The following is a 26869-nucleotide window of genomic DNA, read 5'->3' as shown; positions in this document are numbered from 1 at the left end:
GTTGCCGGCCAGCGGCCGGCACTACCGCAGGTGCAGGGCTGCAAGCCCTGCAAAGTACCCCGCCCTTACTCCGGCGGGGTATCGCGCACCAGGTGGATGTCCGTCGGGGTCGACAGCGGGATGCCCCGCTCGGCCAGGATCTGCAGCAGGCTGAAGTACAGATCGCTGCGCGTGCCATACACCTGCCGCGGGCTGGACACGTAGGCAAAGCTGTTGAACGTGATCTGGCCACCGGCAATGCTGTCGATGTACACCGACGGTGCCGGCTGCTTCAGCACCGCCTGGTGCGCACCATAGGCATCCAGCAGCGCCTGCCGCAGGCCCGCCACATCGGTGCTGGTCGGCACCGCGAACTGGATCTGGATGCGGCCCTGGTTGTTGCCCATCGTCATGTTGCGGATGGTCTTGGTGATCAGCTCCGAATTCGGCACGATCAACGTCGACTTGTCGCCCACCTGGATCTCGGTCGAGCGCACGTTGATGCGGCGGATGTCGCCTTCCTGGTCACCCAGCTTCACCCAGTCACCAATCTTTACGGGGCGCTCGGCCAGCAGGATCAGGCCGGAAACGAAGTTCTGGATGATCGCCTGCAGGCCAAAACCAATACCCACCGACAAGGCGCTGGCCAGCAGCGCCAGGTTCTTCATGTCCAGGCCCATCGCGGTCAGCGCCCACAGGCCCACCAGGATGATGCCGACGTAACCGGCGATGGTGCTGATCGAATTGCGCGCGCCCAGGTCCAGCTCGGTCTTGGGCAGGTAGGTGTCGGTCAGCCAGCGCTGCAGCAGCTGCGTCAGGCCCACGCCGACCAGCAGCACCAGCACGCCGGTCAGGATGCGCCCAGGCTGCAGCGTCAGATCCTTGTTGATCTGGATGCCGTTGGCCAGCGAGGCGATGCGCTCGACGATGGTGCCGACGTTGCCGAACGGAGCGGCCAGCGCGAGCAGCGCGATCAGCACCACCAGCGTGCGCAGCATCGCCGACAGCAGCACACCGGCCTGCTCCAGCCGCGACACGCTCAGGCCGGTACTCAGCAGGATGGTCTGGCCGACCTTGCTGTCGGCGTTGAGCAGCCAAGTGCAGAGGTCATCCACGAACTTGAACAGCAGCATCGCCGCCATCACCACGATGCTGCCGCCGATCAGCTGCTGGTTCACGAACTTGGCGAAGTTCACGTAGCCCAGCAGGGTGGCGATGATGGCAGCGGTGACCGCGATGTTGCCCGCCACCCGCGCCAGCACCAGCCAGCTGCTGCGCCGCACCGGCACCGCCGCGCCCATGCCGTCGGCCTGCGCCTCCAGCTTGGCTTCGGCTTCGGCCGTCTGCCGCCGGTGCAGGCGTGCCAGGGTCACCAGCATCGCCATGATCAGGCCGAGGTAGGTCAGCGCGATCACGCCGTCCAGCGCCACCGTGGTGACGTCGCTGGTACGCGTGGCGCGATCGATGGCCAGCAGCACCGTGCTCAGCCAGGCCAGTGCCGCCGCGCCCCAGGCGTACTTGCGCAGCTTCAGCGCGGCGGTGTCATCCAGGTTCAACAGGCGCCACGAGGGCCGCGTGGGTACCAGCAGGCAGGCACTGAGCGCGGCGATGAAGGCTGCGGCGAAGGTGGCCTGCTGCACGCCCTCGGCCACGGTCTGCAGGCGCGGGGCGATGCCACCGATGGCGTTGAGCGAGGCGATGAACACCACCACCGCGTAGCCCGGCAGCAGCGTACCAACCAGCAGCAGCCACATGGCCAGGCCGGAGCGGCGCAGGCGTCCATCGGGTGCGCGGTCGGAGGCCGCGAACCGCCGGCCCAACGCACGCAGCCAAAGGCGCAGCGGGAACATCATGGTGAGGCCGGCCAGCAGGCCCAGCAGCGGTGTACCCCAGCCTTCCTTGCGCAGCGCGGCGGCCAGCGCATCGCGGCCCTGCGCGGCCAGCGGAGTGACCCGGGCGATATCCACCGGCAGCTGGTCGGCCACCTTGCGCCACAACGACGGCGACAGCGGCGAATCGACCTTCTGGCCCAGTTCCTCGGTGCGCTGCGCGGTGCGCTGCTTGTCAATGTCGCCGGCCAGCTGACCGGCGCGCACGGCACTGGCCTTGGCCTGGGCGATGGACGAGGCCAGTGCGTCGCGCTGGCGGGTAAGGTTGCGCCGTTGTGTTGCCAGCTCGGGCAGCTCGGTAGCGCCCTCCTGCACCGCGCCCAGCTGGGTCAACTGTTCTTCCAGCTGGTCCTTCTGCGGCTGCAGCGCTTTTTCCAGTGCCTCAGCCTCGCGGCGCGCCTGCGAGGCGGCTTCGGACAGCATCGCCAGCGTCTCGGTGGCATCGGCGGCGTCGCGCTTGCGCTCGACTTCCTTCAGGCTGGAATCGATCTTCGCCAGCTGCTGCTTCGGCGTCGGGTCGTCATCCTGGGCCAGCACCGGCCAAGCCAGCAGCAGTGCCCCGCACAACAGCAGCGCCAGCGATGAACCACGCATCAGAATCGTTCTGGAAAAGGAAAACAAGCCAGCCACACCGGTTCGCGCGGACCACCGCGCCTGCGCGCGACTATACGACACAGCTGGTCATTCCCGCGTCGCGTCGAGCGTGCTCGACTGACGTGATGTCCGGCGCTACGCCAAAGGCAGTCGACCAACGGTCGACTCTACCCGGCCGTCAGTACTTCAACCGCAGTTCTTCCACCTGTGGCTGCTGCAGCGCGTACCAGTCCTGGAATTCCTCTTCGCTGATCTCATCCGGCGCGTACACCGCGATGGGATGCCAGTCGTGGTCGGTCGGCAATGGCTGCCGCGGGCCGGCGCGCAGGCTGTAGCTGACGCCCTCGTAATCGACCACATCGTCCACCTGCGGCCACTGCTCGCGGGCAAACACGGATTCACTCTTCAACAGGATCACCTGGAACATCGGCACCTCCACTTCACGGGTATGGGTAAAACGCGCGGCGCTGGCGCAAGGATAGCGCCGCACCGGTCACTGCGGGCATGCCGCGCCGGCGACGCATTGTCCTGTACACCTTCCTCGCCCTGGCTTCACCTGCCCGTGGCAGGCCCGGCGGCATCGTGGGGATCCATTCCCAACGCGCCTGTCCATGACCGACCACCCGCCGCTGAAGACCGTCGCCGATCTCAAGCTGCCCCGCTACCTGGGCACCTGGTTCGAAATCGCACGCCTGCCCATGCGCCACGAACCGGAAGGCTGCACCGATGTGTCGGCCCACTACCAGTTGCTGGACAACGGCAACGTGGGCGTCACCAACCGATGCCGCATGGACGGCGAGGTCGAGGAAGCCACCGGCGAGGCGTGCGCGGTGGACAACGATGTCGCCCGGCTGGAGGTCAGCTTCCTGCCCAAGGGCCTGCGCTGGCTTCCCTTCGCCAAAGGTGACTACTGGGTCATCCAGGTCGCCCCCGATTACAGCGTCGCCCTGGTCGGCAGCCCGGATCGCAAGTACCTGTGGCTGCTGGCGCGGGAGCCGAAGCTGGACACCACCGTGCAGGAACATTATCTGGCAGCGGCGCGCCTGCAGGGCTTCGATCTGTCCGAACTGATCCACACTCCCCACACCGGCCGCCCCACTGCCTGATCGATAGGTAGCCCAATGGACCTGAAGAGCGGTTACCCGTGGTGGGCCGTGAGCAATGGGCTGATCCAGGCCTTCCCACCACTGCAGCAGGATCTGCGCTGCGATGTGCTGGTGGTGGGCGGCGGTGTCACCGGCGCGCTGATTGCTGGTGAACTGTCCGCCCATGGCCACGAGGTGGCACTGATCGAGCAGCGCGACATCGGCTGGGGCAGTACTGCCGCCAGCACCGCGCTGCTGCAGTACGAGATCGACACCCACCTGCTGGACCTGGCCCGCCAGTACGGTGCCGACGCCGCCGAACGGGCCTACCGCGCCTGCGCCGAGGCCATCCCGGCCCTGGGCGAGGTGGCGCGCGGGCTGGAAAACGTCGATTTCCAGCGCATGGACAGCCTCTATCTGGCCAGCCGCCATCGCGACGTGCCGGTGCTGATGGCCGAGGGCGCCGCACGCCGTCAGGCAGGACTGGACGCCCGCTGGCTGCAGCCGGGCGACCTGCAGCAGCGCTTCAGTGTGGACGCGGGTGGCGCGCTGCTGACCCGCCAGGCCGCGCGGGTCGATCCCTACTGCCTCACCTATGGCCTGCTCAGGCGTGTGCACCGCCGCGGCGGCCATGTGCATGACCGCACGGTACTGCACAGCCTGGACCCCACCGTGCGCGGCGTCACCGCCCACACCGAGGCCGGGGCGACCATCCGCGCCCGCCACGTCGTGCTCGCGATGGGCTACGCCAACCAACGCTGGATCGACCCGCAGGTGGCACGCAACCGCAGCAGCTACGCCTTCATCACCGACCCCATCGATGCCGGGGTGCTGGGCCCGCTGCAGCGCACGATGGTGTGGGAAAGTGCACGCCCGTACCTGTACCTGCGTGCCACCGGCGAGGGCCGGCTGCTGGTGGGCGGGCTGGACGATGCCATCGACATCCCGGCGCGCCGCGACCGTCGGGTGCAGAGCAAGGCAAAGCAGCTGATGAAGCAGCTGCATCGGTGGTTCCCGCACCTGGACCCGACCCCGGCCTTTTCCTGGGCCGGCACCTTCGCCGAGACCGCCGACGGCCTGCCGTTCTTCGGCCCGCACCCGCAGTGGGGGCCGCGCGTGCACCTGGCAATGGCCTACGGCGGCAACGGCATCACCTACTCGATGATCGGTGCCGGGCTGCTGCGGGCACGGATCGAGCGGCGGCGGCATCCGCTGCAGCCGCTGTTCGGGTTCGAGCGGATGTCGTAGCGTCGAGCTTGCTCGACTTCCTTTGCCTTCCGTTCTGGTCGGCAGGCTCGACGCTACCGGCCGGCGACAGGCATCATTCAAGCAGCGCCTGTTAGCGTCGGCTTGTTCGGCCGCGCTTGCCGCGGTCCCTGCCTGCTGGAGCGTCGTGATGATCCGCCCCCTGCCCCTGCTGCTCTGCCTGTCCTGCCTGCCCGGGCCAGCCCTGGCCCAGTCCGCCGCGGGCGCTACCGCGCCGCAGGCCGACGGCCTGGACCTGTCCGTGCCGCAGGGCCCCATGCGCTATCTGAACGACCCCACCGTGCAGCAGGACCCGCCCGGCACCTATTACGGTGACAAGAGCGGCCCGCGCGTGCATGGCGACGCGAAGATCGCCGACGTAACCGATGACAAGGTCAAGGTGTCCGGCAGCTTCACCACCGGCATCGGCTATTCCAAGGGCTACGGCAACAGCCACTACAACGCGGCCACGCTCAACCTCAGCAAGAACTACACCACCGATGAAGGCAAGACCCGCGGGGTCAACCTCAACATCCACGTCAGTGAAGGCAAGGGGCCGGGCTTCTTCGGCCCCTACGGCGGTGGCTACTACGGCGGTGGCCCGGGCTACTGGGATTACCCGCCGCCGTACGGCTGGTAAGCCCGGCCCCCGGCCGCCAATGACCTGGCAGGTGTCGACCTTGGTCGACACGCTCTGCCGACCAAGATCCACACCTGCCAAAGCGTTCGCCCGGTCAATCCAGCCAGCCATCCCGTTCGCTGTGCAGGATGCGGCCGTCATAGCCGCTCAGGCGCACTTCCACCTTCTGGTTGCGGGCATTGCGCGCTTCCAGCGACCAGGTCGCACCATCGCGTTCCAGCGAATGGATCTCGCGCAGGCCCTGTGCCTGCGCCTTGGCCAGCACCTGCTCGGTGTCCAGCAGTGCGCGGCCATTGTGCTCATCGAAGATTTCAGCGGTCCTGGGGTCCACGTAGACCTCACTGAAACGGCCATCGGCGCGGCTTACGTCGGCCTCCCACAGACCGTCATCGCGCTCGATCTCGTGAATCCGGGTGTAGCCGGCCTTGCGCAGGGTCTGTTCCACTTGGGCGATGCCCAGCGGGGCAGCCTGTGCGGCGGGGGCCAGGGCGAGTGCGGCCACGGTGGCCAAGGCGAGGGACTTCAGCATGGGGGGTCTCCTGTTGGGGCCGGTCCATCCCGGCAACATCAGCTTGCCCATGCCGACTAACAGGCCCTTAGCCGCCCCTGTTAGTCGATGGTTAGCCAGCACTGGCACACTCGCGCCATCTCCCTCCCCCCCTCCATCGAATCAACCCGTGAACGCCTTTCCTGCCCTGCCCCTGCTGCTGGCCTTGGCCAGCGCGCCAACTGCCGCCGGGCCCAGCCAGGACCCGGAACAGCAGGTGGCGCGCCGCGCGGTGCAGCAGGGCCGCTACGTCGCACTGGAAGGCGTCGTGCGCGACGCGCTCAAGCGCTACCCCGGCCAGTTGCTGGAAGTGGAACTGGACGATGGCGTGTACGAGGTAGAGATCCTGCGCGCCGACGGCGCCGTGGTGGAACTGGACTATGATGCGCGCAACGGCAGGCTGCTGAAGACGGAGCAGGACGACTGATGCGCATCCTGCTGGCCGAGGACGATCTGGCGCTGGCGCAGCGCCTGCAGCCGCTGCTGGAACAGGCTGGCTACGTGGTGCAGACCGTGGCCGATGGCCGCCAGGCTGAAGAGATCGGCCAGATCGAGGATCTGCAGGCCGCCATCATCGACCTTGGACTGCCCGGGCTGGATGGCCTCAGCGTGATCGAGCGCTGGCGCAGCAACGGCCGCAGTTTTCCGGTGCTGGTGCTGACCGCGCGCGGGCGCTGGCACGACAAGCTGGCCGGCTTCGATGCCGGCGCCGATGATTACCTCACCAAACCCTTCCAGGCCGACGAACTGGTGCTGCGCCTGCGCGCGCTCATCCGCCGCAGCCACGGCCATGCCAGCCCGCGCCTGCACTGCGGACCGCTGCAGCTGGACGTCAACGCCGGTCGCTTCGAACTGGAGGGCCAGGCGCTGGCGCTCAGCCCGCAGGAATTCCGCCTGCTCAGCTGCTTCATCCATCACAGCGGCCAGGTGATCGGCCGCGACCGCCTGGGCGAACAGGTGTTCGAGGGTGGCCTGGACCCGGATTCGAACGCGCTGGACGTGCTGCTCGGGCGCGTGCGCCGCAAGCTCGGCAGCAACCTGATCCAGACCGTGCGGGGCCAGGGCTGGCGGCTGGCCGCGCCGTGAGCGGACAACCTTCGCTGCGCCGCCGCCTGCTGCTGGCCGGTGGTCTCGGTCTGCTGGTGGTTTCGCTTCTGGCCAGCGCGCTGCTGGGCGAACTGTTCAAGCGCAGCGCGCGCGACCGCCTGGACCACGAGCTGCAGCAGGATCTGCTGACCCTGGTCGCGCAGATGGAAACCGCACCCGAGGGCCAGTTGCAACTGCGCCAGGAACCAAATGATGCGCGCTTCCAGCGGGTGTTTTCCGGTGCGTACTGGCAGATCGCCAACGGCCACGGCCAGGTGCTGCTGCAGTCGCGCTCGCTGTGGGATGAAACCCTGCCGGCCACGGGCGCCGGTGGGGCGAGCCGCAACCTGCCCGGCCCGCTGCAGCAGGCGCTGCGCGCGCGCGTGCAGGAGGTACGGCTGCCGCGTGCCAGCGAGACCTATCTGGTGACGGTGGCCACCGACCGCAGCGCCCTGGATGCCGATGTCGCTGCGTTCCGACAGCGCAGCGCGCTTGCGCTGGGCGTGCTGGTGGCGGTATGGCTGGCGGTACTGGCGACCCAGGTGCAGTTCGGCCTGCGCCCGCTGCGGCGACTGGCCACGCAACTGGAACGCGTGCGGCGCGGGCAGGCACAGCGCATCGATACCAACGGATTGGGCAGCGAGATCGTGCCATTGGGTGAGGAACTCAACGCCCTGCTGGAGCACCAGCAACGCATGGTGGCACGTGCACGCACAAGCGCCGAAGACCTGGCCCATGCACTGAAAACACCGCTGAGCGTGCTGGCCGCCGAGGCCGATGGTGCAGGCACGCAGTGGCGTACCGCCCTGCGTGAACAGGGCGCGCGCATGCAGGCCAGCATCGACCGGTATCTGGCGGCGGGCTTGGCAGCCGACCATCGCCAGCGTGCCGGTGTGGCTACCGTCGCACAGGCCCTGTGCGGGCTGATGGCCCGCGTGCATGGCGAGCGCGGTGTTGGGTTCGCGGTCGAAGGCATCGACCCGGCGCTGCAGTTTGCCGGCGCCCGTGCGGACCTGGAGGAAATGCTGGGCAACCTGCTGGACAACGCCGGCAGGTGGGCACGGCAGCAGGTGACGATCAGCGCGACAAGTGACGAAGGGCAACTGCGCGTGGATGTGCGCGACGACGGCCCGGGGCTGGCCCCCGAGGCCCTGGCACAGGTCACCCGTCGTGGCGTGCGCCTGGATGAGCGCGAAGGCAGCAGCGGACTGGGCCTGGCGATTGTGGGGGATATCGCCGCCAGTTACGGCGGGCGACTGGCGCTGGAGAACGCGCAGCCGGGGTTGCGGGCAACGGTTTGGTTGCCGGCAGCGGCGGGGTAACCTTGGTGGGTTGGCGTCGACTCTACCCCCTTCGCCAGGCATTTCAGTTCGTCGTCAGCGGTGGTGCATCCACCAGCAGTCGATGGCGTCCAGCACGATGTGGATCATCAAGCCAATACCCACCAGCCGGGTCTTCTTCGGCACGCACATCCCCGCATACACGGCAATCGCCGGCGCGGTATGCAGCGGATGGAAGCCGATGCTGCAGCGGTTGGGCGCGTAGATCGGGTCGGCCAGCAGGTGGTCCAGGTCGATGATCCAACCCAGCAGCAGCAACAGCCAGGCAGAGGCAAAACGCTTGCGCCAGAACAGCCATGCCAGCAGGGCTGGCACGGCGGCATGCAGGAACAGGTGGAAGATCGCGCGCGCGCCCATCAGGGCAGGCAGCGCCGGGCCATGCCCGGCGTTCCCATGAACAACACACCAGCGGTTCGTCGGACAGGTAGGTGTAACCGGTCAGGCCGGCTTCCAGCGCCTCCGACAGCGCCTGCGCACGTTCCGGCGACAGCTCGGCCGCAGCCACGCGCTGGGCATAGGCCGCGCGCAGGTCGTCCAGCTTGTAGCCCACGTAATCCAGCATCACGTCGGTGGTATCACCGCGGCGCTGCTGGGTGATGGCGTAGCCATCGGCATCGGCCACCACTTCCACGGCATCGGTATCGCCGAACAGGTTGTGGATGTCGCCCAGGATTTCCTGGTAGGCGCCCACCATGAAGAAGCCGATGCGGTAGCTTTCGCCATGCTTGATCGCGTGCAGCGGCAGCGACGTGTCCAGGCTCTCGTTCTCGACATAGGTCTTCACCATGCCGTCCGAATCGCAGGTCATGTCGGCAATGATGCCGCGGCGGTCCGGGGTCTCGTTCAGGCGTTCGATCGGCACGATCGGGAACACCTGGTCGATGGCCCACGCATCCGGAATCGATTCGAACACGCTGAAGTTGACGAAATACTTGTCGACCAGGCGCTCATTCAGTTCGTCCAGCGCCGGGCGGTGGCTCTTTTCGTCGTAGCTCAGGCGCGCACGCACGCCGTGGGCAATGGCATAGAACAGATCGTCGATGCGCGCACGCTGCGGCAGGTCGATCTGGCCCAGCGCATAGCTGGCCAGGCCTTCGGCGTGGAAGTGCTGCGCTTCCTGGAACAGTTCCACCGCCGGGCGCGTGTCCAGTTCCTCGTGGATCTCACGCAGGTGGCGGATCGCCGCAGGCTCGTCATCGTGCTGGTCCGGCACGCGGCCTTCCTGCGCCTGCTCCACTTCCGAGACGTTGGCGATCAGCACCGCGTGGTGCGCGGTCATCGCGCGGCCGCACTCGGTGACGATGCGCGGCGGGGTCAGGCCGTGCGCTTCGCAGGCGTTGGCCAGCGGCTGCACGATGTTGCTGGCATACGCGTTGAGCCCGTAGTTGATCGAGCAGAAGCTGCGCGAACGGGTGCCTTCATAATCCACACCCAGGCCACCACCCACGTCCACGTGGGTGATCTTCGCGCCCAGCTGTGACAGCTCGACGAAATAGCGGGTGGCTTCGCGCATGCCGTTGGCGATGTCGCGCACGTTGGAGATCTGCGAACCCATGTGGAAATGCAGCAGGCTCAGGCAGTCGGCGTACTCGGTATCGCGCAGCGACTTCCACAGGTCCAGCAGCTGGCGCGGCGACAGGCCGAACTTGGCCTTGTCGCCGCCGCTGTTCTGCCACTTGCCGGCACCCAGCGAGGCCAGGCGCATGCGCACGCCCAGGCCCGGCTTCACGTCCAGCGCCTTGGACTCTTCCAGCACCAGCTTCAGCTCGGAGGGCTTCTCGATGACGATGAAGGTCTGCAGGCCCAGCTTGCGGCCGATCAGGGCCAGGCGGATGTACTCGCGATCCTTGTAGCCGTTGCAGACGATCAGGCCGCCCGGGCGCGACAGCGCCAGCACGGCCATCAGCTCAGGCTTGCTGCCCGCTTCCAGGCCGAAGCCTTCACCGTGGTGGCTGGCCAGGGTGCCGGCCACGCCGCGGTGCTGGTTCACCTTGATCGGGTACACGGCGGTGTAGCCACCCGGGTAGTCCCAGTCCTGCTGGGCCTGGGCGAAGGCCGCCTGCAGCTTGCCCAGGCGCTGGCCGAGAATGTCCGGGAAGCGCACCAGCAGCGGCAGCTTGGCGCCGCCGGCACGTGCCGCGTCCACCACCTTGGGCAGCGACACCACCGGGCCGTCTGCCCCGGTCGGTCTCACCACCATGTGCCCAGCCTGATCCACATCGAAATAACCATCCGCCCAATGCGGGATCGAGTAGGTCTTGCGGGCTTGGTCGAGGGACCAATCGGTCATTGCAGTCGGCCTTGTTGGTAATAAAAGGGGGGGCATGATAACGCCTATATGCCCACAGGTTCGTTATCATGCGCGCCCGCGCCCGTGACAGGCCTGAACCTGAACGGGCCGATCCGTCCGGAAGCGAGGCACCCCGCCGTCAGCCCGGCTCCATCCCCTCCGAACAGGACCTTACTTCCATGACTGACAGCAACAACTGGTACATCGAACACTTCGAACGCACCGGCTCGGCCATCGGCTACCGCATCACCGGCAAGCTGGACGAGGTGCAGTCGCCGTTCCAGAAGATCGAGATCTTCCAGACCACCGACTGGGGCAACCTGATGACCATCGACGGGGCCATCATGCTGACCAGCAAGGACAACTTCTTCTACCACGAGATGATCAGCCATCCAGTGCTGTTCACCCACGCCGCCCCCAAGCGCGTGGTCATCATCGGCGGCGGCGACTGCGGGACCCTGCGCGAAGTGCTCAAGCACACCGGCGTGGAGAGCGTGACCCAGTGTGATATCGACGAGCAGGTCACCGTGATGGCGCGCAAGCACTTCCCGGAACTGTGCGATTCCAACGATGACGCCCGCGCCGAGCTGCTGTTCGACGACGGCGTGGCCTACATGGCCAACTGCCCGGCCGGCAGCGTGGACGTGGTGATCGTGGACTCGACCGACCCGGTCGGCCCGGGTGAAGGCCTGTTCAACAAGGCGTTCTACGAGAGCTGCTTCAAGGCCCTCAAGGACGACGGCATCCTGGTGCAGCTGTCCGAATCGCCGCTGATGCAGCTGGAGCTGATCAACGAGATGCGCGCCGAAATGGGCAAGGCCGGCTTCGGTTCGTTCAAGACCCTGCCGTTCCCGCAGCCGTGCTACCCCACCGGCTGGTGGAGCGTGACCATGGCGCGCAAGGGCGAGAGCGGTTTCGACTTCCGCCAGGCTGACTCGGCAGCCAAGAGCTTCAACACCCTGTACTACACCGCCGCGCTGCACACCGGCGTGCTGGTGACCCCGCCGTTCGTGCAGGCGGCGTTGAAGTAAAGAGAAATAAAGAAAAACCCGCGCTGTCGCCAGCGCGGGTTTTTTGCTTTCTGTAGAGCCGAGCCCATGCTCGGCTGCTTCTGCGCGAAGTGCGGCCGAGCACGGGCTCGGCTCTACAACGGACCGCGCGGGCCCGGCGACCGTTCAATCAGATCGCCCAGATACCCGCAATCACCGCCACCACCAAGCCCCACTTGATCAGCTGGTAGGCCACCACGCTGCGCTCGCGCAGGGCCTTGGCCTTCAGGCGTACCTTGTACAGGCCGCCGAAGGCCTTGTTGACGCCCCCGGTCGGGTCACCCGGCAGGTTCGGCGATGCACCACCGGCCAGCAGCGTGGCCGCCACCGCGCGGTTGAACAGCCCCGGCAGGCCAAAGCGCAGCGGGCGGGCGATATCGCAGAACAGGATCACGCGGTCCTGGTCGGTTTGGTTGTGCGCGTGGTGGATGTAGGTCTCGTCGAACATCATCCACTCGCCATCGCGCCAGCTTTTCTTCACCCCGTCCACCACGATGTAGCAGCCTTCGTCGTTGGGTGTGCTCAGGCCCAGGTGCAGGCGCAGCGAACCGGCGAACGGATCGCGGTGCGGGCGCAGTTCGCTGCCTGGCGGCAGCTGCGCGAACATCGCCGCCCGCACATCGGGAATCGATTCGATCAGCGCCACGGTCTTCGGGCACATGGCCTTGGCCGACGGGTGCGACGGGCCATACCACTTCAGGTAGAAGCGCTTCCAGCCACGGCGGAAGAACGAATTGAAGCCGGCATCGTTGTAGCTGCTGGAGGCCGCAATCTTCTGCGCATCGCGCAGGGCCAGCGCCTCGTCGCGGATCACCTGCCAGTTCTGGCGCAGCGGTTCCAGTTGCGGGAACTCCTTGCCCGGGTCCAGGAACGGGGTGGTGGGCACCTTCGAGAACAGGTACATGATGACGTTGATCGGGGCCATGAAACTGGAGTGGTCCAGCAACTGGCGCGACCAGCGTGCGCGGACCTTGCCGCGGTAATGGATGTACAGCACGCAGGCCACGAACAGCGCTGCCAGGACAATCTTGATGATCAAAACACTTTCCTCCAGCAGGTGCCGGACAGGGAAACGGGCGATGCGGCCGCGCGGCCTGCACCAGGTGGGACGCGGCAGGGGACGGTGACGTGCCGGGTGGGGGGGCGGCCGCCGATGTCGCGGTTTAACAGCTTATGGTCGGCAGCCGATGCTTCGGGGTCAAGCTGGACGTGCGTCAGAGGCAGCACGCCGTTGCAGGGAGCACCTGGCGCGAATACAGCCGCTTGATTTTCAATGTTTTTTTATAAAGTGAGACGGAATTGTCCGATCAGGCGTGACGAACTGTTCCAGCCACGACCCCGACATTTCTCCGACAAACCATGGATTAGCAAACTTGCCGGTACTAAAATTGGCTTAACGAAAATTTAGCTCCCCCCCCAGTCGTACCGGTTCGCTTGACGCTCCAGCGCCACCCACCGGGTCGTCCGAGACCCTGCCATGACGTCCTCTGTTTCCTCCTCCCCGTCCTGCGGCGATGATGCCGTGGCACCGCTGCTGCTCAAGCGCGGCGACCGCTTCCTTGCCCCCGATGTCTACCGCACCTGCCTGGACGGCCTTCCGGCAGTGGTGAAGGACTATTCCCGCTACCGCGGCACCCCGGTTTCACTGATCGCCCGCCTGATGGTGCGCCGCGAAGCGCGCATCCTGCAGCGTCTGGGCGGCTGGAAGCATGCCCCGGCCCTGCTCGGCACCCTCGGTGGCCTCGCCCTTGGCATGGAATTCATCCCCGGCCAGACGCTGAGCACGGCGCAGGCTGTGGGCAATGAAGTGTTTGACCAGCTGCAGCACGCCCTCAGCCGCCTGCACGCGGCCGGCATCACCCACAACGACCTGCACGGCACCAACGTGGTGGTGAGCGGTGGCGTGCCAGTGCTGCTGGACTTCACCTCGGCCTGGCGCGCCCCGCGCTGGCTGCGCCGCAACCCGATCAGCCGCCAGCTGCGCCGCAGCGACATGAAGAACCTGCTGAAGATCCGCCAGCGCGTGACCGGCCAGGCGCCGAGCGCCGCGCAGGCTGCGCTGGTAGCCGACCCGGGTTGGGTGGCCGCCGTGCGCCAGGGATGGAAGCGGTTCTACAAGTGGGCCAAGCGGTAGAGTCGACCGTTGGTCGACTGCCGTTACCATGCGCGGCCGAAATCCCCGCGCTTCGCGCGACAGTCGACCAACGGTCGACTCTACCCGCCGCCCCGCGCATGGAATACCCGCGCTTCGCGCGGTGGTCGACCAACGGTCGACTCTACCCCATCGTGTTCCCACGCTCGTCGGCGCGCTTACAGCGCGTCCGCGTCCAGCTCTCCGGTACGAATACGTACCACGCTGCCCAGGTCGTAGACGAACACCTTGCCGTCGCCAATCTTGCCGGTGCCCGCCGCCTTCACGATCGCTTCCACCACCAGTTCCACCTGGTCGTTGGTCACCGCCACTTCCAGCTTCACCTTCGGCAGGAAGTCGACCACGTATTCGGCGCCGCGGTACAGCTCGGTATGGCCCTTCTGGCGACCGAAGCCCTTCACTTCCGTCACCGTAATACCGGTAACCCCACGCTCGGCCAGCGCTTCGCGCACATCATCGAGCTTGAACGGCTTGATCACCGCCATGACCATCTTCATCGTCGATCTCCTGTATTCGGCGTGGAGGATAGCGCCTGAACGCGGCCGGCGTGAAACCACCGCCGCCTGTGCGTGGGCGCGGGGCGGCAGTATCCTTGTGCGCAGAACGGCCTGCCGGGCCACGGAGTACCTCATGATCGACCTGAATCACCTCGATGACCTTGCCCGCCGCCTGAGCGACCTGGTCCCGCCAGGCCTGCGCGAGTCGCGTGAGGAACTGCAAGCCACCTTCAAGACCGCGCTGCAGGCCGGCCTGGCCAAGCTGGACCTGGTGACGCGCGAGGAATTTGAAGTGCAGCGTGCGGTGCTGTTGAAGACGCGCGAGAAACTGGATGCGCTGGAAGCGACCGTGCTTGAGCTGGAAGGGCGCTCGACATCAGATTGAGTTGACGCCACTCTCGCCAGACAGCGAGGCGAAAAGCAGACTACCGCTCATCGTCAAACGCGAAGTGCCTTACGTCCTCGAGATCGAACACGGCACGATCCTGCGTCAGCCGAATCCGCCCGGACACCCGCACGCTGGCAGAGATATTGCACAGGCCAGGACTGTTACGCTCCAGGCATATGCGCTTCTGTTCGGCGTAAAAACGTGCGACCGAACTGGCGGCCCCATGCTTGCCGATATCGAGGATCCGTGCGCCATCGCTGCAGCGGGAGGTGCGCAGTACCTCTTCGTGGCGGTTATCCGTTACATATCGAGCTGACAACACGACCTCGTCCCGATCATATTCGCCGGGATTCTTGGCGATGGCACACAGCACTTCATCATGAGGATCGTCTTTTACGGTTGTCGCCCCCCCACTGGCACATGCAGATAGCAGCAGGCCCAGCATGGGCACTAATGACGCTGATTTCATAGTCATTTATCCTTCTCGGTCTTGGGCTGACACGCTTCCCAGTTTGCAACAGCCCCCTCCTTGGCCTGTTCATCCTTGCTGATGTTGATCCCAAGGCCTTTAGCAACAACCGCCTCCGTGCCGTAAGCACTCCGCTCTGTGACACGAACCTCATCACTGGTGGCCGCGGGGCGTCCACGCTCCGCCGTATCACTATCGTGCTCGCTAGCGACTGGATTCACTGCGACCACACTGAGCAATCTCATCGGCTGTCGACTGGTCCAGAACCAGGCTGATACCGCTGCTGGTGGTTAGGAGAACGGGGGTACGCCCAGCGGACAAAGCGAACACGCGCTTGCCGTTCGGATCCTCGAACCAGCCGGCGTTGACACCGCGCGAGCTCATACCATTCTTGCGCTTCCTTAGCGAATCACCAATTTGGTCGGTTGGACGCACATGCGCTAACTGGGCCGCGGGCAACTCGGCCTTCCAGAAGCCCGCATGCAAGGTAGCAGTGGCGCCGTTGATGACGATCTTCGAACGCAGTGCCAGCATCGCTGTAGAGGCCGAGGTCGCGCTTGCGACAACGCAGAGGATGACGATAGCAATCAGCTTCTTTCTGGGCTCCAAGCCGCCATAGAATGCAAGGCCTACGGCACAGATGAAGAGGATCGCCGCCGGGGCAAGCTCTTGAAAGAGCATGCCGCGGTTGAACAGAGACACGGGAATGGTGCATTGCATACGTCCATTCCTCCTAGCTAATTCCAACCGATTTCTCGGTGAACCCAAGCGTAGCTTCTACGAGATCTGGGAGCTCTGCCTCATCGTAGTCCAGCAATCTATGCTCTTTCATCGCTGCGAAGAACGCGCCCAGCTCTGCCTTGGCCAGCTCATCCTTGGTCAACTCGAAGACGCGAGGTGAGCCAGTGAGTTGAGCAAGTCGGCCGGCAACCTCGATGTTCTGTTGGGCGCCAGGATCTGAGCTCTGCAGCAGGCCGCCATATGCTCGCGCAGAGCGACTCTTTTCATCCTCGTCGCCGTCACCTTCAACCGTCACGCTGGATACGATTGCCAACCAAGTGAAGGCAACCACGACTGAGTGCACACCCACAGCAGCACCGACGGCAGCAACGACAAGAGCGAAAGCACCGAGAATCAGCGAGGCGTCGTTGTTGTCTCCGATGGCAGCTAAGGCAGCTGCATCCAAAGGCGTGGCGCCACCGGTGGAACTTGCGAGCAATTCCTTGTAGGTCTTGAGATCCAGTTTGGTGCCTGGAGCCAACTTGAGGCCGCTGGTGATCGCATCCCGGTTGTGTTGGATGACGTGGCCAACTCTCTGCGTCAGGGCATCAGTAGACACTGGCGAGAACGTGCCAGCTGCCTGCAGATAGGAGATAACCGCCCTGTAGTCCTTGTCCAATACCGCCTGCTTAACCTCAGGCTGGGACATTGCAATCAACAGCGCAACGTTTGCATCACCCTTGACCAGCTCCGAGCCGTCCATGCCTCGACTCTTCAGATAGCCAGCAGGATCCTGGTTGAACGCCGTACTGGCAGCCCGATCCTTCAGCAGATCCTCAATCAAGGCACTGAACCTTGAGTACTCCAGCCAGCCTTCAACTGGAACGCCGGCCCTGGAGATGGGCAACATGAAGCGTGCGGCCCCCTGTGCGCCATGCTCAGCAGCAGCAACTGCGCAATGCATGATGCTCCTGGCAGGAACCCACTGCTGATTCAGTTCCTTGAGTCCTGCGCCAGCCAGTTCGGCTACTTTCTTGCGGGCGCTTGCCATTGTTTTGCCCCACGATCCGTTACTAACGATCCGTGTCGAAAGACCCTCCTTGGTCGCATGTGCAATGGCGGCGGTAAGGTCAGCCTTGAGCATAGTGGCTTCTCCACCGCTGAAAACAGCAACCAGCAGAGAAGGAAAATTGTGCTTCGCATCAGAGATTGACTTAGTCATCTCTTCAAGGGACAGGCGCCCTTTCACGCGGGGGCTCGACTCGAAGCAGCACTGTCGGCATTCCGCAGTGCAGCCATACGTCGTGATCATCGTGATTGTACGAGGAGCAAGATGCTCATCCACAGACACGGCACAACCTCCTTTTCAGAAAGCGAAGATCCATTTCGGAGCGAGATCAGACCATCGCTCCGTCGCTACTGCTGACTGCCACTATTCAACTTCTAGCACAGGCATTCAGGTGCCGGCAACCCACTGCCGAGCTCCGCTCAACGCTCCAGCCTTTGTTGAGCCTGCCGCTGCGCGAGGGTTCTATCGCACTTGCGTCACTTGGCGAGGGACGAGTATCTGGCCGGCTAGCTTGGGGGTTCGTTGCTCTTGATTCCGAACGTCGGTGAAGTAGAAATCACGAGCACCGCAGGCACTGAGCCGAAGATGACCAGCAGGCCAGATCGGCCACAGTCCGCTTCTGGCCGAAAGCGGGCGTCGATTGCGAGTAGCGAATTACGTCTGGGGCGAATCATCTTGATCCGGACCTGTATAGAGGGCTTAGAGCCCCTCAATGGCCATCGTTGGCTACTGCAGTAGCACCAGGCGAGCCCTTAGGGATGCTCTGAACAATTCCCCGGTAGTGCCGGCCGCTGGCCGGCAGCTTGATAGACAATGGCGGCACGTGTTGAGGAGCCACCCATGAGCTGCTGTACGGCAAGGAAGACTGCGTGTTCGGCGACAGCGGCTACACCGGCGCGGACAAGCGCACTGAGCTGTCCGACTGCAGCGCCACGTTTTTCATCGCCGCCAAGCGCTCGAAGGTCAAGGCCATTGGCAGCGCGCGTGAGCGTGAACAGGTTGAGCGCTGGGAGCGCTGCAAGACCAGTCTGCGCGCGAAGGTCGAGCATCCGTTCCAGGTGATCAAGCGGCAGTTCGGCTACACCAAGGTGCGCTATCACGGCCTGGCCAAGAACACCGCACAGGTGCTCACCTTGTTCGCGCTGCCCAACCTGTGGATGGTGCGCCGGCAGCTGTTGCCGACACAGGGGTAACTCCGCCTCGAGGTGCCCGCAAGGGCACTTCGAACGCGGAAAACATGGCCATCCGCTGCGTCTGATGGCCGCGGATGACTCCGGCGCTGAAAACCCACGACTCAGCGAGGATTGATCAGGGTGTCCCTAAACCAGCCCAATCTGATCGTCATGCGGCATTGCCCTACCGACCGAACGATCACGCTGATCCAGCTCTCTGATGCGGTATTGGCCGGTATTGGCGCACCCGTGGCCAGCAACGACGGCCCACGCAGCCAGGAGGCAGTAGATGCGCTGGTCGCGCGTTATGGGCCGGCGATGGCAGTCTGCTACTGGAATCATCCAATCAAGCTGTGAGCAGGTACCGCACCGCCAGGCCATGGCACGTGCCACAGTCGCTCACACCCACGTCCATCGCCACCACCTTCCCATCCCTGGTGTAGTAGCAGAGGTTCAACAGGTCTTCGGCGTACTTGCACACGCATTCAACGGCGACAGAACTCAGCTTCAGCCGCTCGGCTTCCGCTTCACCCTCTTTACAGGCTTCAGCCAGGGCCTTGGCGGCCGGGTCGCCGATGGCAATACCTTTCAGCGTCACCCCACGCAGGCTTTCGGTCTTGCCCGACGGCACAGCGCCGGTGGTGATGGACGACACGCGGATCACATCAACGGTGCGGTGTTCGGCGCCGCCATCGGCATTGGCGATCACCATCACTTCCAGGCCCGTGGCGGGATCAGCGTAGCGGCGCTGGATCTGGCCCATGGCAAAGGTTTTGTCACCCGCACCGTAACGCTGGATGATCTTGCTCCCATCGTAGACGCGCGGAACGAAATAGCCATCGCGGAATGCCTTGGAGACATAGTCCACGGCGGGGGCCGCAGCGTGGGAAGAAACCTCCGACGTCAGCAGCGCGCGCGCAACAAGCAGGGGGTACGGGTCTTCATGGGGCCTATCGGTTTCAAGAGAAAAGGGGAGTGAAAGAACCTACGCACATCAATCGCTGAAAGGATAATGGCATTGCGAGGATGCAGGCAGCCGCGCGTGGTTCTGATTGCCAGCTGGCCGGTCTCCCTAGCCGCATTCCCTGCAAAGCCTGATGGCGGCCGGCCGCGCTGCTGCCGCACCATCAAGCGCCCTCCGCAGGAAACCACTTATGAGCCTGGCGCTGGTCTACAGCCGTGCCCGCGCCGGGGTCGATGCCCCGCTGGTGCGGGTGGAAGTGCATCTGTCCGGCGGCCTGCCGGTCACCCAGATTGTCGGCTTGGCCGAAGCCAGCGTGCGCGAATCGCGCGAGCGCGTGCGTGCCGCCCTGCTGTGCGCGCGTTTCGATTTCCCGCAGCGGCGCATTACTCTGAACCTGGCCCCGGCCGACCTGCCCAAGGAAGGCGGCCGCTACGATCTGGCCATTGCGCTGGGCATCCTCGCCGCCAGCAGCCAGATCGAACCGCAGTCGCTGCTGGGTTACGAGTTTCTGGGCGAGCTGGGCCTGACCGGTGAACTCAGGCCAGTGTGCGGCGCGCTGCCGGCCGCGATTGCCGCCGCTGAGGCCGGGCGCATCCTGGTGGTGCCTCCGGGCAACGCCGCCGAGGCCGCATTGGCTGAGCACGCCGACGTGCGTGTGGCCCGGACCCTGCTGGAATGCTGCGCAGGCCTGGGCAACCCGCGCCTGCTGCCGCCGGTGGAGCGCGTGGATGCCACGCCGCTGCCACTGCCTGATCTGGCCGATGTGCGCGGGCAGGCGCATGCACGGCGCGCGTTGGAAGTAGCCGCAGCTGGAAGCCACCATCTGCTGCTGATCGGCAGCCCGGGCTGCGGCAAGACGCTGCTGGCCTCGCGCCTGCCCGGCCTGCTGCCGGGCATCGGGGAGAGCGAGGCACTTCAGTTGGCCGCGATTGCGTCAGTGAGTGGCGAAGGGCTGGACCCGCAGCGCTGGCGGCAGCGCCCCTTCAGAGCGCCGCACCACAGTGCAAGCGCGGCGGCGCTGGTGGGTGGCGGAAATCCACCCTGCCCCGGCGAGATTTCCCTGGCGCACCACGGCGTGCTGTTCCTGGACGAACTTCCGGAATGGAATCGAAGCGCCTTGGAGACGCTGCGTGAGCCGTTGGAATCCGGGCACATCCGCATTGCGCGTGCCGCGCGCAGCGTGCAGTACCCAGCGCGCTTCCAGCTGGTGGCGGCGATGAACCCCTGCCCGTGTGGGTGGGCGGGGGACCGCAGCAACCGCTGCCTGTGTACCAATGAGCGCATCATCCGCTACCGTGCTCGGGTATCAGGGCCACTGCTGGACCGGATCGACCTGCACATCAGCGTGGCCCGGATGGATGCGGTGGAGCTGCGGGAGAGCACGCCACTGGGAGAGCCCAGTGCCGTGGTGCGGGCGCGGGTGGAGGCGGCGCATGCACGGCAGCGGGCGCGGGGTGGATTGAACGCGCATCTGCCACCGGTGGCGCTGCGGGCGTGTACGCGGTTGAGCGAGGGTGATCAGGATCTGCTGGAACAGGCGATCGAGCGGCTGCAGCTCTCGGCGCGGGCGATGCACCGGATTCTGCGGGTGGCCAGGACGATTGCCGATCTGGAGGGGTGCGAGGGGATTGGGACGAGGCACCTGGCGGAGGCGATCGGGTACCGGCAGCTGGATCGGGGGAAGGTGGCAGGCTGAGGGCCATGCCAACCGTGGCCGCGCTGCGCAGCAGTGTGGGTGGCCGGGATCATGCAGCGCTGCTTGAAGCGCCAAGGACGCAGTGGCTAAAGCCGTTCTCTGAGCTGCGGCCACTCGATCTTCAGCCACGGCGAATACAGGTCCGGCTCATCACGCAGCAGCGCATCCAGCGCGTGCCGGTCAACCCAGCGATATGCACTGATCTCGCTCGGATCGACCATCAGGTCAGGGCCGTCCAGGAGGGCAGAGAAGACGTGGCACAGCTCGTGTTCGCTGCCGACATCCAGGTACCGTGCGTGGTAGATGAAGCTGAAGTGCCAGGTCAATGGCGAGGTCGGCACGACGCCCAGTTCCTCACGTACCCGGCGGATGACGGCCTGCGCCAGGGTTTCACCCCATCGCGGGTGCGAACAGCAGCTGTTGGCCCAGTAGCCCGGCCAGAGCGGCTTGAGCGCGCTGCGCTGCTGCAGCAGGACCTGCCCCTGCCGGTTGAACAGGAACAGCGAAAATGCGCGGTGAAGCATGCCCTCACCGCCATGGCACTCTGCCTTCCCAATGGGCCCGAGCGGCTCATCATTGGCCGAAACAGCGATCAATGGAGGTTCAATGCAGCCAGCGCCGGACATGTCCATTTGCCGAACGTAACAGGGCAACCCCCCGGCAGGTGTGGCGAAATGTGGCGACACCGGGGCGGGGGCCTTGCTACCGTTGGCACTCCCCCCCTGCATGCACGCCCGATGTGACCCACCTGCTGGTTGTCGATGACCACCGTTCGATCCGCGACCCGCTGGCCGCCTACCTGCGCCGCCAGGGCTTCGAGGTGACTACTGCCAGCGATGGAGTGGAGACCCGCGCCCGCCTGCTGGAGCACCGTTTCGACCTGGTGGTGCTGGACCGCATGCTGCCTGGCGAGGACGGCCTTTCACTGTGCCGGCACATCGGCCAGGACTACGGCACGCCGGTAATCATGCTGACCGCCAGGGCCGAGCACGCCGACCGTATCACCGGGCTGGACCAGGGGGCCGACGACTACGTGACCAAGCCTTTCAGCGTGGACGAGCTGGTGGCGCGCATCCGCAGCGTGCTGCGCCGGACCGTTGCGAGCACCACCAACGTGCAGCGTGCGCATGCCGGACGGTTGCGCTTCGCCGGCTGGTCGCTGGATCTGCTGCACCGGCACCTGCTCGACCCGCTGGGCGTGGAGGTTCCGCTGAGCACCATGGAGTTCCGCCTGCTCTGCGCGTTCCTGGAGCGCCCCAACCAGGTGCTCAGCCGCGATGATCTGCTCGATCTCAGCCGCCGCGACAACGTCAGCTTCGATCGCAGCATTGACAGCCAGATCAGCCGCCTGCGCCGTAAGCTGGAAGACGACCCGCGCCATCCGACACTGTTGAAGACCATCTGGGGCGACGGCTACCTGCTGGCTGCCACTGTCCACCACGAGCCCGCCCCGTGAGGTATCTGCCGCGCAGCCTGGGCGGCCAGCTGGTGCTGCTGATGCTGGGCGGCTTCGTGCTGGGCCACCTGTTCGGCACGCTGGGGCTGTGGCAGCGGTCCGGCGTGCTGCATCCGATCGCACGCGACCATGCCCTCTCGCGCACTGTCACCGCGTATCGCCTTGCGCACCGCCAACCTACGGGTGACGACGCCTGGCTGGCCGCCTTCAACAACAACGTGGCGCAGCTCTGGATCGACCACCGGCCCAGTGCGGTGGGTGCTACCGAACGTGAGCAGACCCTGGCGGCGGACCTGCGCCAGCGGTTGCCTGATGCCACGGTGGCGGTACGCATGCCCTGCCGCGACGACAACGCCACGCGCCTGCTGGACCCGGCCGTGGACCAGACCGGCACCGGGCTGGAATGCGTGGAAATCAATCTTGCGCTGGGCGACGGCCGCTGGCTGCACACCCGCCAGGCGCTGCCGGTACAGTCCTTGTGGCGGGAAAGCTGGCAGTTGCTGCGCTTTTCGCTCCTGGTGGGAATTCCGCCGGTACTGATTCTTCTGTACGTTTTCGTCAATCGCATTCTGCGCCCCACCACCGCGCTCACCGACGCCGCCGAGCGCATGAGCCGGGGCGAGCGCATTGATCCGCTGTCGCTGCAGGGGCCTGACGAAATACGTGAGATCGCGCGCGCGTTCAATGACATGCACGAGCGCACCACGCGATTTGTCGACGAGCGCACCCGCATGCTGGCGGCCATCAGCCACGACCTGCGCACGCCGTTGACCGCCCTGGAACTGCAGACGGCGATGCTGCCCGACAGCGAGCAGCGCAGCGAGTTGCTGCGCACGCTGGAAGAGGTGCGGCAGATGGTGAACGAGACGCTGCGCTTCGCCACCCACAACGCACGCAGCGAGGACAGCGCAGCGGTGGAACTGGGAGCACTGCTCGACGATATATGCCAGCGCCACCGCAGCATGGGCCACGCAGTAGCACTGGATGCACCCCAGCCAGTGCACTACCGGTGCCGTCCGCTGGCACTGCGGCGTGCGCTGGACAACCTGATCGTCAACGCACTGCGCCACGGACAGCATGTCAGCGTGGCACTGCGCGACCAGGGCAGTGATGGCGTGTGCATCGATATCGCCGACGACGGCCCCGGCATCGCCGAAGAGATGCTGGAACGGGTGTTCGAGCCGTTCTTCCAGCTCGATGAAGCCCGCCACCGCGAATCCGGAAGCAGCGTCGGCCTGGGCCTGGCGATCGCGCGTGACTGCGTACAGGCCCATGGCGGCCATCTGGTGCTGCGCAACCGTGCCGAAGGCGGCCTGCAGGCACGCATCCTGCTGCCTTCATCGCATGAGCGGCCGCTTGGCTGATCGGCTCAGCCGCGCGGTTGTGGCGGCGCGCCACACTTTTCCATAGTTTCCCGCGCACCGCCCATTACGCTATTCCCATGAAAGGCGTTCCATACCCGCAGCACGTGCGGGAATGGCACGCCTTTTTTGTTTTTATCCTTATAAATCAATGACTTGAACTGATTCAAATCAATGCATCAGCCCCCCGGGAGGCGGAGTATCGGCATCGACACACCGAACCCCCACCGGAGACATCCTGATGAGCAAGACCCTTCCCAGCAACGTCGACGTGCATGACCTGCGCTCGGCCCTGGCGCTGCTGCAGACGTACGACAACGAATACATCGAGACCGACACGCCGGTCGACCCGGAAGCCGAACTGTCCGGCGTGTACCGCTATGTCGGCGCCGGTGGCACCGTGCAGCGGCCCACCCGCGTGGGCCCGGCCATGATGTTCAACAACGTCAAGGGCTACCCGGATGTGCGCGTGCTGATCGGCCTGCTGGCCTCGCGCCAGCGTGTGGCCCGCATGTTTGGCGTCCCCAAGGAAAAGCTCGGCTTCCTGCTGCGCGATTCGGTGGACAACGCCATCGCGCCGGTCGTCATTCCGCGCGAAAAGGCCGTGTGCCAGGAGGTCGTGCATCTGGCCAGCGACCCTGGCTTCGACCTGCGCACGCTGCTGCCCGCGCCGAAGAACACCCCGGAAGATGCCGGCCCGTACTTCACGCTGGGCATGTGCTATGCCGCAGACCCTGAAACCGGCGAACACGACGTCACCATCCACCGCCTGTGCGTGCAGGGCAAGGATGAAATCTCGATGTACTTCGTGCCCGGCCGCCACCTGGACCAGTTCCGCATCAAGGCCGAGCAGGCCGGCAACGCACTGCCCATCACCATCAGCATCGGTGTGGACCCGGCCATCGAGATCGGCGCCTGCTTCGAACCGCCGACGACCCCGCTGGGCTTTGACGAACTGTCCATTGCCGGTGGCCTGCGTGGGCGTGCAGTGGAACTGGTCGAAGGTGTGGCCGTGGGTGCACGTGCCATCGCCAATGCCGAGATCGTCATCGAAGGCGAGCTGGTGCCGAACTATCGCGTACGCGAGGACCAGAACACCAACACCGGCAAGGCCATGCCCGAATTCCCCGGCTACACCGGCGAAGCGAAGCTGGAAGTACCGGTGATCAAGGTCAAGGCCATCACCCACCGCCGCAACCCGATCCTGCAGACCTGCATCGGCCCGAGCGACGAACACACCAACATGGCCGGCATTCCCACCGAAGCCAGCATCCTGCAACTGGTGGAACGTGCGCTGCCCGGCTTCGTGCAGAACGTGCACTGCCCTTCGCCGGGCACCGGCAAGTACGTGGCGGTGCTGCAGGTGAAGAAGCGCAGCGGCCAGGATGAAGGACGCCAGCGCCAGGCCGCCCTGCTTGCCTTCGCCGCGTTCTCCGAACTCAAGCACGTGTTCCTGGTGGACGAAGACGTGGACCTGTTCGACATGAACGATGTGATCTGGGCAATGACCACCCGCTACCAGGGCGATGTCAGCACGGTCTTCATTCCGGGCGTCCGCTGCCATCCACTGGATCCGTCGCAGGACCCTGCATTCAGCCCATCCATCCGCGACCACGGCATCACCTGCAAGGCGATCTTCGACTGCACGGTGCCCTACAAGCTGAAGGCCAACTTCCAGCGTTCGCAGTTCCTGGACGTGGACGTGGGCCGCTTCATCCCCGGCTTCGTCAAGTAAGCGGAGATCGTCATGCAGAAGCCCAGAGTAATTGTTGGCATCAGCGGTGCCACCGGCTTCCAGTATGGCGTCAAAGCGCTCCAGCTCCTTCGGGAGCTGGGCGTGGAGACCCACCTGGTGATGTCCAAAGCAGCCGGCCTGACCCGGCAGCATGAAACCGCCTTCAACCGCGAGCAGGTTGAAGCGCTGGCTGACGTGCACTACCCGGCTGGCGCAGTGGGAGCGGCGATCGCCAGCGGCTCCTTCCGCACGCTGGGCATGATCGTAGCGCCGTGCTCGATGCGCACGCTGGGTGCCATTGCCAGCGGCGTCACCGACAGCCTGCTGACGCGCGCGGCGGACGTGGTACTGAAGGAGCGCCGCCGGCTGGTACTGATGACCCGTGAAACGCCGCTGCACCTGGGCCACATCCGCAACATGGCCACAGTGACCGAGTACGGCGCCATCGTGTTCCCGCCAGTGCCTTCGCTGTATGCCGGCCCGCAGACCATCGAGGACATGATCGCGCACAGTGCGGCACGCGCCATCGGCCTGCTCGGGCTGGAGCATCCCGTGCTGCCGCGCTGGGGTGAAACCCTGCCGGCACTGCTGGCAGAAGGAGAACGCGCATGATCATTGGACCCTACATCAACGGCGCCGCCGTGCTGGTAGGCGCCCTGTCCGGCGCGGCACTGGCCCAGCGCATGCCCGACCGGCTGCGCGTTGCAATGCCGCTCACCTTCGGTGTCGCTTCGATGGCGATGGGCGTGATCCTGATCAACCGCGCCGCACACATGCCGGTGATGGTGCTGGCCGGCATACTCGGCGCCCTCATCGGTGAGCTGATATTCCTGGAGCGCGGCATCGGCAAGGTGGGCAGCTTCGCCCGCGCCCTGGTCGAGAAGGTAGTGCCGGCCAAGGCCGGCGGCCTGTCGCAGGACGAATTCCTTGAAAAGTTCGTGGCCATCCTGGTGCTGTTCTGCGCCAGCGGCACCGGCATCTTTGGTTCGATGAACGAAGGCATGACCGGCGACGCCTCGATCCTGATCGCCAAGTCGTTCCTGGATCTGTTCACCGCTGCCATCTTCGCCACCACGCTGGGCTATGCGGTAGCCACCATCGCGGTGCCACAGCTGCTGATCCAGTTGAGCCTGGCGTTCGGTGCGGTGCTGATCCTGCCGCTGACGTCACCGCAGATGATTGCCGACTTCTCGGCGGTGGGCGGCCTGCTGATGCTTGCGACCGGCTTCCGCATCTGCGGCATCAAGATCTTCCCGGTCGCCAACATGTTGCCTGCTCTGCTGCTGGCGATGCCGATCTCGGCCTTCTGGTCGCACGTCTTCTAGGTCCGGAGTGCTGCCATGACCCCGCTTCCCGAATTGCTGGTCGAGTTCCTGCACAGCCACAGCGTGCTCTCGCTGGCCACCAGCTACGACGACATTCCCTGGTCGGCAAACGCGTTCTACG

At 65.4% G+C, this 26869-nt stretch carries 27 protein-coding genes and 2 pseudogenes; 17 read left to right on the top strand and 12 right to left on the bottom strand.

Translation table 11 applies throughout. From position 1 onward, the window contains the following. Window positions 1-65 precede the first annotated feature (65 nt). On the bottom strand, window positions 66-2462 hold the full coding sequence (locus ACQKDV_RS08575) for a DUF3772 domain-containing protein (protein ID WP_427783335.1): 2397 nt from the start codon (window positions 2460-2462) through the stop codon (window positions 66-68). A gap of 178 nt (window positions 2463-2640) precedes the next feature. Next, the gene (locus ACQKDV_RS08570; protein WP_427783339.1) at window positions 2641-2889 is read right to left on the bottom strand and encodes a hypothetical protein; all 249 of its coding nucleotides are present in this window, start codon (window positions 2887-2889) and stop codon (window positions 2641-2643) included. A gap of 184 nt (window positions 2890-3073) precedes the next feature. Between ACQKDV_RS08570 and ACQKDV_RS08565 the strand changes: the two genes are divergently transcribed. The 3 genes from ACQKDV_RS08565 (at window position 3074) to ACQKDV_RS08555 (ending at window position 5432) form a co-directional block, all read left to right on the top strand. Continuing rightward, window positions 3074-3568 (top strand): lipocalin family protein, encoded by a 495-nt coding sequence (locus tag ACQKDV_RS08565; RefSeq protein WP_427783334.1) that lies wholly within the window; start codon window positions 3074-3076, stop codon window positions 3566-3568. A gap of 15 nt (window positions 3569-3583) precedes the next feature. Then, the gene (locus tag ACQKDV_RS08560) at window positions 3584-4795 is read left to right on the top strand and encodes an NAD(P)/FAD-dependent oxidoreductase (protein WP_427783333.1); all 1212 of its coding nucleotides are present in this window, start codon (window positions 3584-3586) and stop codon (window positions 4793-4795) included. 148 nt (window positions 4796-4943) lie between these two features. After that, the gene (locus ACQKDV_RS08555) at window positions 4944-5432 is read left to right on the top strand and encodes a hypothetical protein (RefSeq protein ID WP_427783332.1); all 489 of its coding nucleotides are present in this window, start codon (window positions 4944-4946) and stop codon (window positions 5430-5432) included. 94 nt (window positions 5433-5526) lie between these two features. Here the strand turns inward: ACQKDV_RS08555 and ACQKDV_RS08550 are convergent, their stop codons facing one another. Continuing rightward, window positions 5527-5961, bottom strand: coding sequence for a PepSY domain-containing protein (locus ACQKDV_RS08550; protein WP_427783331.1), 435 nt, complete (start codon window positions 5959-5961; stop codon window positions 5527-5529). 148 nt (window positions 5962-6109) lie between these two features. On the opposite strand from ACQKDV_RS08550, the gene ACQKDV_RS08545 reads away from it, so the two are divergent. Genes ACQKDV_RS08545 through ACQKDV_RS08535 form a run of 3 tightly spaced genes read left to right on the top strand, consistent with a single transcriptional unit; the run spans window position 6110 to window position 8387 of the window. Beyond that, window positions 6110-6406, top strand: coding sequence for a PepSY domain-containing protein (locus ACQKDV_RS08545; protein ID WP_427783330.1), 297 nt, complete (start codon window positions 6110-6112; stop codon window positions 6404-6406). Then, window positions 6406-7065, top strand: a complete 660-nt coding sequence (locus tag ACQKDV_RS08540) for a response regulator transcription factor (RefSeq protein ID WP_427783329.1) — start codon at window positions 6406-6408, stop codon at window positions 7063-7065. Before ACQKDV_RS08545 ends, ACQKDV_RS08540 begins: the two co-directional genes overlap by 1 nt. Further along, window positions 7062-8387, top strand: coding sequence for a sensor histidine kinase (locus tag ACQKDV_RS08535; RefSeq protein ID WP_427783328.1), 1326 nt, complete (start codon window positions 7062-7064; stop codon window positions 8385-8387). The genes ACQKDV_RS08540 and ACQKDV_RS08535 overlap by 4 nt, the downstream gene beginning before the upstream one ends. Before the next feature lie 54 nt (window positions 8388-8441). Here ACQKDV_RS08535 and ACQKDV_RS08530 read toward each other — a convergent pair whose 3' ends face one another. After that, on the bottom strand, window positions 8442-8762 hold the full coding sequence (locus tag ACQKDV_RS08530) for a DUF6122 family protein (protein ID WP_427783338.1): 321 nt from the start codon (window positions 8760-8762) through the stop codon (window positions 8442-8444). Between the two features lie 46 nt (window positions 8763-8808). Continuing rightward, a pseudogene (gene speA, locus ACQKDV_RS08525) lies at window positions 8809-10695 on the bottom strand (arginine decarboxylase); the annotation flags it as partial. Window positions 10696-10874: 179 nt separating this feature from the next. Here speA and speE point away from each other — a divergent pair. Then, on the top strand, window positions 10875-11726 hold the full coding sequence (gene speE, locus ACQKDV_RS08520) for a polyamine aminopropyltransferase (RefSeq protein WP_427783327.1): 852 nt from the start codon (window positions 10875-10877) through the stop codon (window positions 11724-11726). A 148-nt stretch (window positions 11727-11874) separates the two neighbouring features. Here the strand turns inward: speE and ACQKDV_RS08515 are convergent, their stop codons facing one another. After that, window positions 11875-12780, bottom strand: a complete 906-nt coding sequence (locus ACQKDV_RS08515) for an aspartyl/asparaginyl beta-hydroxylase domain-containing protein (RefSeq protein WP_427783337.1) — start codon at window positions 12778-12780, stop codon at window positions 11875-11877. Window positions 12781-13221: 441 nt separating this feature from the next. Between ACQKDV_RS08515 and ACQKDV_RS08510 the strand changes: the two genes are divergently transcribed. Continuing rightward, window positions 13222-13878 carry an RIO1 family regulatory kinase/ATPase gene (locus tag ACQKDV_RS08510; RefSeq protein ID WP_427783326.1) on the top strand — a complete coding sequence of 219 codons (657 nt, stop codon included), beginning with the start codon at window positions 13222-13224 and terminating at the stop codon, window positions 13876-13878. Window positions 13879-14054: 176 nt separating this feature from the next. On the opposite strand, the gene ACQKDV_RS08505 is transcribed toward ACQKDV_RS08510, so the two are convergent. Next, window positions 14055-14393: a P-II family nitrogen regulator gene (locus tag ACQKDV_RS08505; protein ID WP_427783325.1), complete on the bottom strand. Its 339-nt coding sequence runs from the start codon at window positions 14391-14393 to the stop codon at window positions 14055-14057. Between the two features lie 133 nt (window positions 14394-14526). Here ACQKDV_RS08505 and ubiK point away from each other — a divergent pair, with 133 nt between their 5' ends. Next, a complete protein-coding gene (gene ubiK / locus ACQKDV_RS08500) occupies window positions 14527-14778 on the top strand; it encodes a ubiquinone biosynthesis accessory factor UbiK (protein ID WP_427783324.1) in 252 nt (83 codons plus the stop codon). A 40-nt stretch (window positions 14779-14818) separates the two neighbouring features. Here the strand turns inward: ubiK and ACQKDV_RS08495 are convergent, their stop codons facing one another. From ACQKDV_RS08495 to ACQKDV_RS08485, 3 genes are all read right to left on the bottom strand, one after another. Further along, entirely contained in the window at window positions 14819-15226 is a 408-nt protein-coding gene (locus ACQKDV_RS08495) for a hypothetical protein (protein ID WP_427783323.1), read from the bottom strand. Between the two features lie 228 nt (window positions 15227-15454). After that, window positions 15455-15952: a hypothetical protein gene (locus ACQKDV_RS08490; protein ID WP_427783322.1), complete on the bottom strand. Its 498-nt coding sequence runs from the start codon at window positions 15950-15952 to the stop codon at window positions 15455-15457. 31 nt (window positions 15953-15983) lie between these two features. Further along, window positions 15984-17282 (bottom strand): radical SAM protein, encoded by a 1299-nt coding sequence (locus ACQKDV_RS08485; protein ID WP_427783336.1) that lies wholly within the window; start codon window positions 17280-17282, stop codon window positions 15984-15986. Window positions 17283-17875: 593 nt separating this feature from the next. Here ACQKDV_RS08485 and ACQKDV_RS08480 point away from each other — a divergent pair. Beyond that, window positions 17876-18232: pseudogene (locus ACQKDV_RS08480) on the top strand (transposase); the annotation flags it as partial. Window positions 18233-18352: 120 nt separating this feature from the next. Continuing rightward, on the top strand, window positions 18353-18568 hold the full coding sequence (locus ACQKDV_RS08475; protein WP_427783321.1) for a hypothetical protein: 216 nt from the start codon (window positions 18353-18355) through the stop codon (window positions 18566-18568). Here ACQKDV_RS08475 and ACQKDV_RS08470 read toward each other — a convergent pair. Continuing rightward, window positions 18558-19079 (bottom strand): hypothetical protein, encoded by a 522-nt coding sequence (locus tag ACQKDV_RS08470; protein WP_427783320.1) that lies wholly within the window; start codon window positions 19077-19079, stop codon window positions 18558-18560. The two genes, ACQKDV_RS08475 and ACQKDV_RS08470, sit on opposite strands and share 11 nt — an antisense overlap. Window positions 19080-19365: 286 nt before the next feature. Between ACQKDV_RS08470 and ACQKDV_RS08465 the strand changes: the two genes are divergently transcribed. Then, window positions 19366-20871, top strand: a complete 1506-nt coding sequence (locus ACQKDV_RS08465) for a YifB family Mg chelatase-like AAA ATPase (RefSeq protein ID WP_427783319.1) — start codon at window positions 19366-19368, stop codon at window positions 20869-20871. Window positions 20872-20957: 86 nt separating this feature from the next. Here ACQKDV_RS08465 and idi read toward each other — a convergent pair whose 3' ends face one another. Continuing rightward, the gene (gene idi / locus ACQKDV_RS08460; protein WP_427783318.1) at window positions 20958-21497 is read right to left on the bottom strand and encodes an isopentenyl-diphosphate Delta-isomerase; all 540 of its coding nucleotides are present in this window, start codon (window positions 21495-21497) and stop codon (window positions 20958-20960) included. Between the two features lie 113 nt (window positions 21498-21610). On the opposite strand from idi, the gene ACQKDV_RS08455 reads away from it, so the two are divergent. The 5 genes from ACQKDV_RS08455 (at window position 21611) to ACQKDV_RS08435 (ending at window position 26748) form a co-directional block, all read left to right on the top strand. Next, on the top strand, window positions 21611-22327 hold the full coding sequence (locus tag ACQKDV_RS08455) for a response regulator transcription factor (RefSeq protein ID WP_427783317.1): 717 nt from the start codon (window positions 21611-21613) through the stop codon (window positions 22325-22327). Next, entirely contained in the window at window positions 22324-23691 is a 1368-nt protein-coding gene (locus ACQKDV_RS08450) for an ATP-binding protein (protein WP_427783316.1), read from the top strand. Before ACQKDV_RS08455 ends, ACQKDV_RS08450 begins: the two co-directional genes overlap by 4 nt. A 238-nt stretch (window positions 23692-23929) precedes the next feature. Then, a complete protein-coding gene (locus ACQKDV_RS08445; protein WP_427783315.1) occupies window positions 23930-25423 on the top strand; it encodes a UbiD family decarboxylase in 1494 nt (497 codons plus the stop codon). 12 nt (window positions 25424-25435) lie between these two features. Next, window positions 25436-26035 carry a UbiX family flavin prenyltransferase gene (locus ACQKDV_RS08440; protein WP_427783314.1) on the top strand — a complete coding sequence of 200 codons (600 nt, stop codon included), beginning with the start codon at window positions 25436-25438 and terminating at the stop codon, window positions 26033-26035. Beyond that, window positions 26032-26748, top strand: coding sequence for a DUF554 domain-containing protein (locus ACQKDV_RS08435; protein ID WP_427783313.1), 717 nt, complete (start codon window positions 26032-26034; stop codon window positions 26746-26748). The genes ACQKDV_RS08440 and ACQKDV_RS08435 overlap by 4 nt, the downstream gene beginning before the upstream one ends. The last annotated feature ends 121 nt before the right edge of the window (window positions 26749-26869 follow it).

This window comes from Stenotrophomonas sp. NPDC077659 (assembly GCF_050268705.1).
Classification (GTDB): domain Bacteria; phylum Pseudomonadota; class Gammaproteobacteria; order Xanthomonadales; family Xanthomonadaceae; genus Stenotrophomonas.
The sequence above is the reverse complement of the archived record's forward strand: the minus strand, read 5'-3'. Positions and strand labels throughout refer to the sequence as shown.

Bases quoted from the DNA above. Each gene is read 5' to 3' on its own strand.
- ACQKDV_RS08550 (WP_427783331.1), bottom strand. From the start codon at position 5,961: ATGCTGAAGTCCCTCGCCTTGGCCACCGTGGCCGCACTCGCCCTGGCC.
- ACQKDV_RS08560 (WP_427783333.1), top strand. From the start codon at position 3,584: ATGGACCTGAAGAGCGGTTACCCGTGGTGGGCCGTGAGCAATGGGCTG.
- ACQKDV_RS08555 (WP_427783332.1), top strand. From the start codon at position 4,944: ATGATCCGCCCCCTGCCCCTGCTGCTCTGCCTGTCCTGCCTGCCCGGG.
- ACQKDV_RS08505 (WP_427783325.1), bottom strand. From the start codon at position 14,393: ATGAAGATGGTCATGGCGGTGATCAAGCCGTTCAAGCTCGATGATGTG.
- ACQKDV_RS08530 (WP_427783338.1), bottom strand. From the start codon at position 8,762: ATGGGCGCGCGCGCGATCTTCCACCTGTTCCTGCATGCCGCCGTGCCA.
- ubiK (WP_427783324.1), top strand. From the start codon at position 14,527: ATGATCGACCTGAATCACCTCGATGACCTTGCCCGCCGCCTGAGCGAC.
- ACQKDV_RS08435 (WP_427783313.1), top strand. From the start codon at position 26,032: ATGATCATTGGACCCTACATCAACGGCGCCGCCGTGCTGGTAGGCGCC.
- ACQKDV_RS08565 (WP_427783334.1), top strand. From the start codon at position 3,074: ATGACCGACCACCCGCCGCTGAAGACCGTCGCCGATCTCAAGCTGCCC.
- ACQKDV_RS08465 (WP_427783319.1), top strand. From the start codon at position 19,366: ATGAGCCTGGCGCTGGTCTACAGCCGTGCCCGCGCCGGGGTCGATGCC.
- ACQKDV_RS08440 (WP_427783314.1), top strand. From the start codon at position 25,436: ATGCAGAAGCCCAGAGTAATTGTTGGCATCAGCGGTGCCACCGGCTTC.
- ACQKDV_RS08510 (WP_427783326.1), top strand. From the start codon at position 13,222: ATGACGTCCTCTGTTTCCTCCTCCCCGTCCTGCGGCGATGATGCCGTG.
- ACQKDV_RS08495 (WP_427783323.1), bottom strand. From the start codon at position 15,226: ATGCTGGGCCTGCTGCTATCTGCATGTGCCAGTGGGGGGGCGACAACC.
- speE (WP_427783327.1), top strand. From the start codon at position 10,875: ATGACTGACAGCAACAACTGGTACATCGAACACTTCGAACGCACCGGC.
- idi (WP_427783318.1), bottom strand. From the start codon at position 21,497: ATGTCCGGCGCTGGCTGCATTGAACCTCCATTGATCGCTGTTTCGGCC.
- ACQKDV_RS08540 (WP_427783329.1), top strand. From the start codon at position 6,406: ATGCGCATCCTGCTGGCCGAGGACGATCTGGCGCTGGCGCAGCGCCTG.
- ACQKDV_RS08485 (WP_427783336.1), bottom strand. From the start codon at position 17,282: ATGATCACGACGTATGGCTGCACTGCGGAATGCCGACAGTGCTGCTTC.
- ACQKDV_RS08575 (WP_427783335.1), bottom strand. From the start codon at position 2,462: ATGCGTGGTTCATCGCTGGCGCTGCTGTTGTGCGGGGCACTGCTGCTG.
- ACQKDV_RS08445 (WP_427783315.1), top strand. From the start codon at position 23,930: ATGAGCAAGACCCTTCCCAGCAACGTCGACGTGCATGACCTGCGCTCG.
- ACQKDV_RS08570 (WP_427783339.1), bottom strand. From the start codon at position 2,889: ATGTTCCAGGTGATCCTGTTGAAGAGTGAATCCGTGTTTGCCCGCGAG.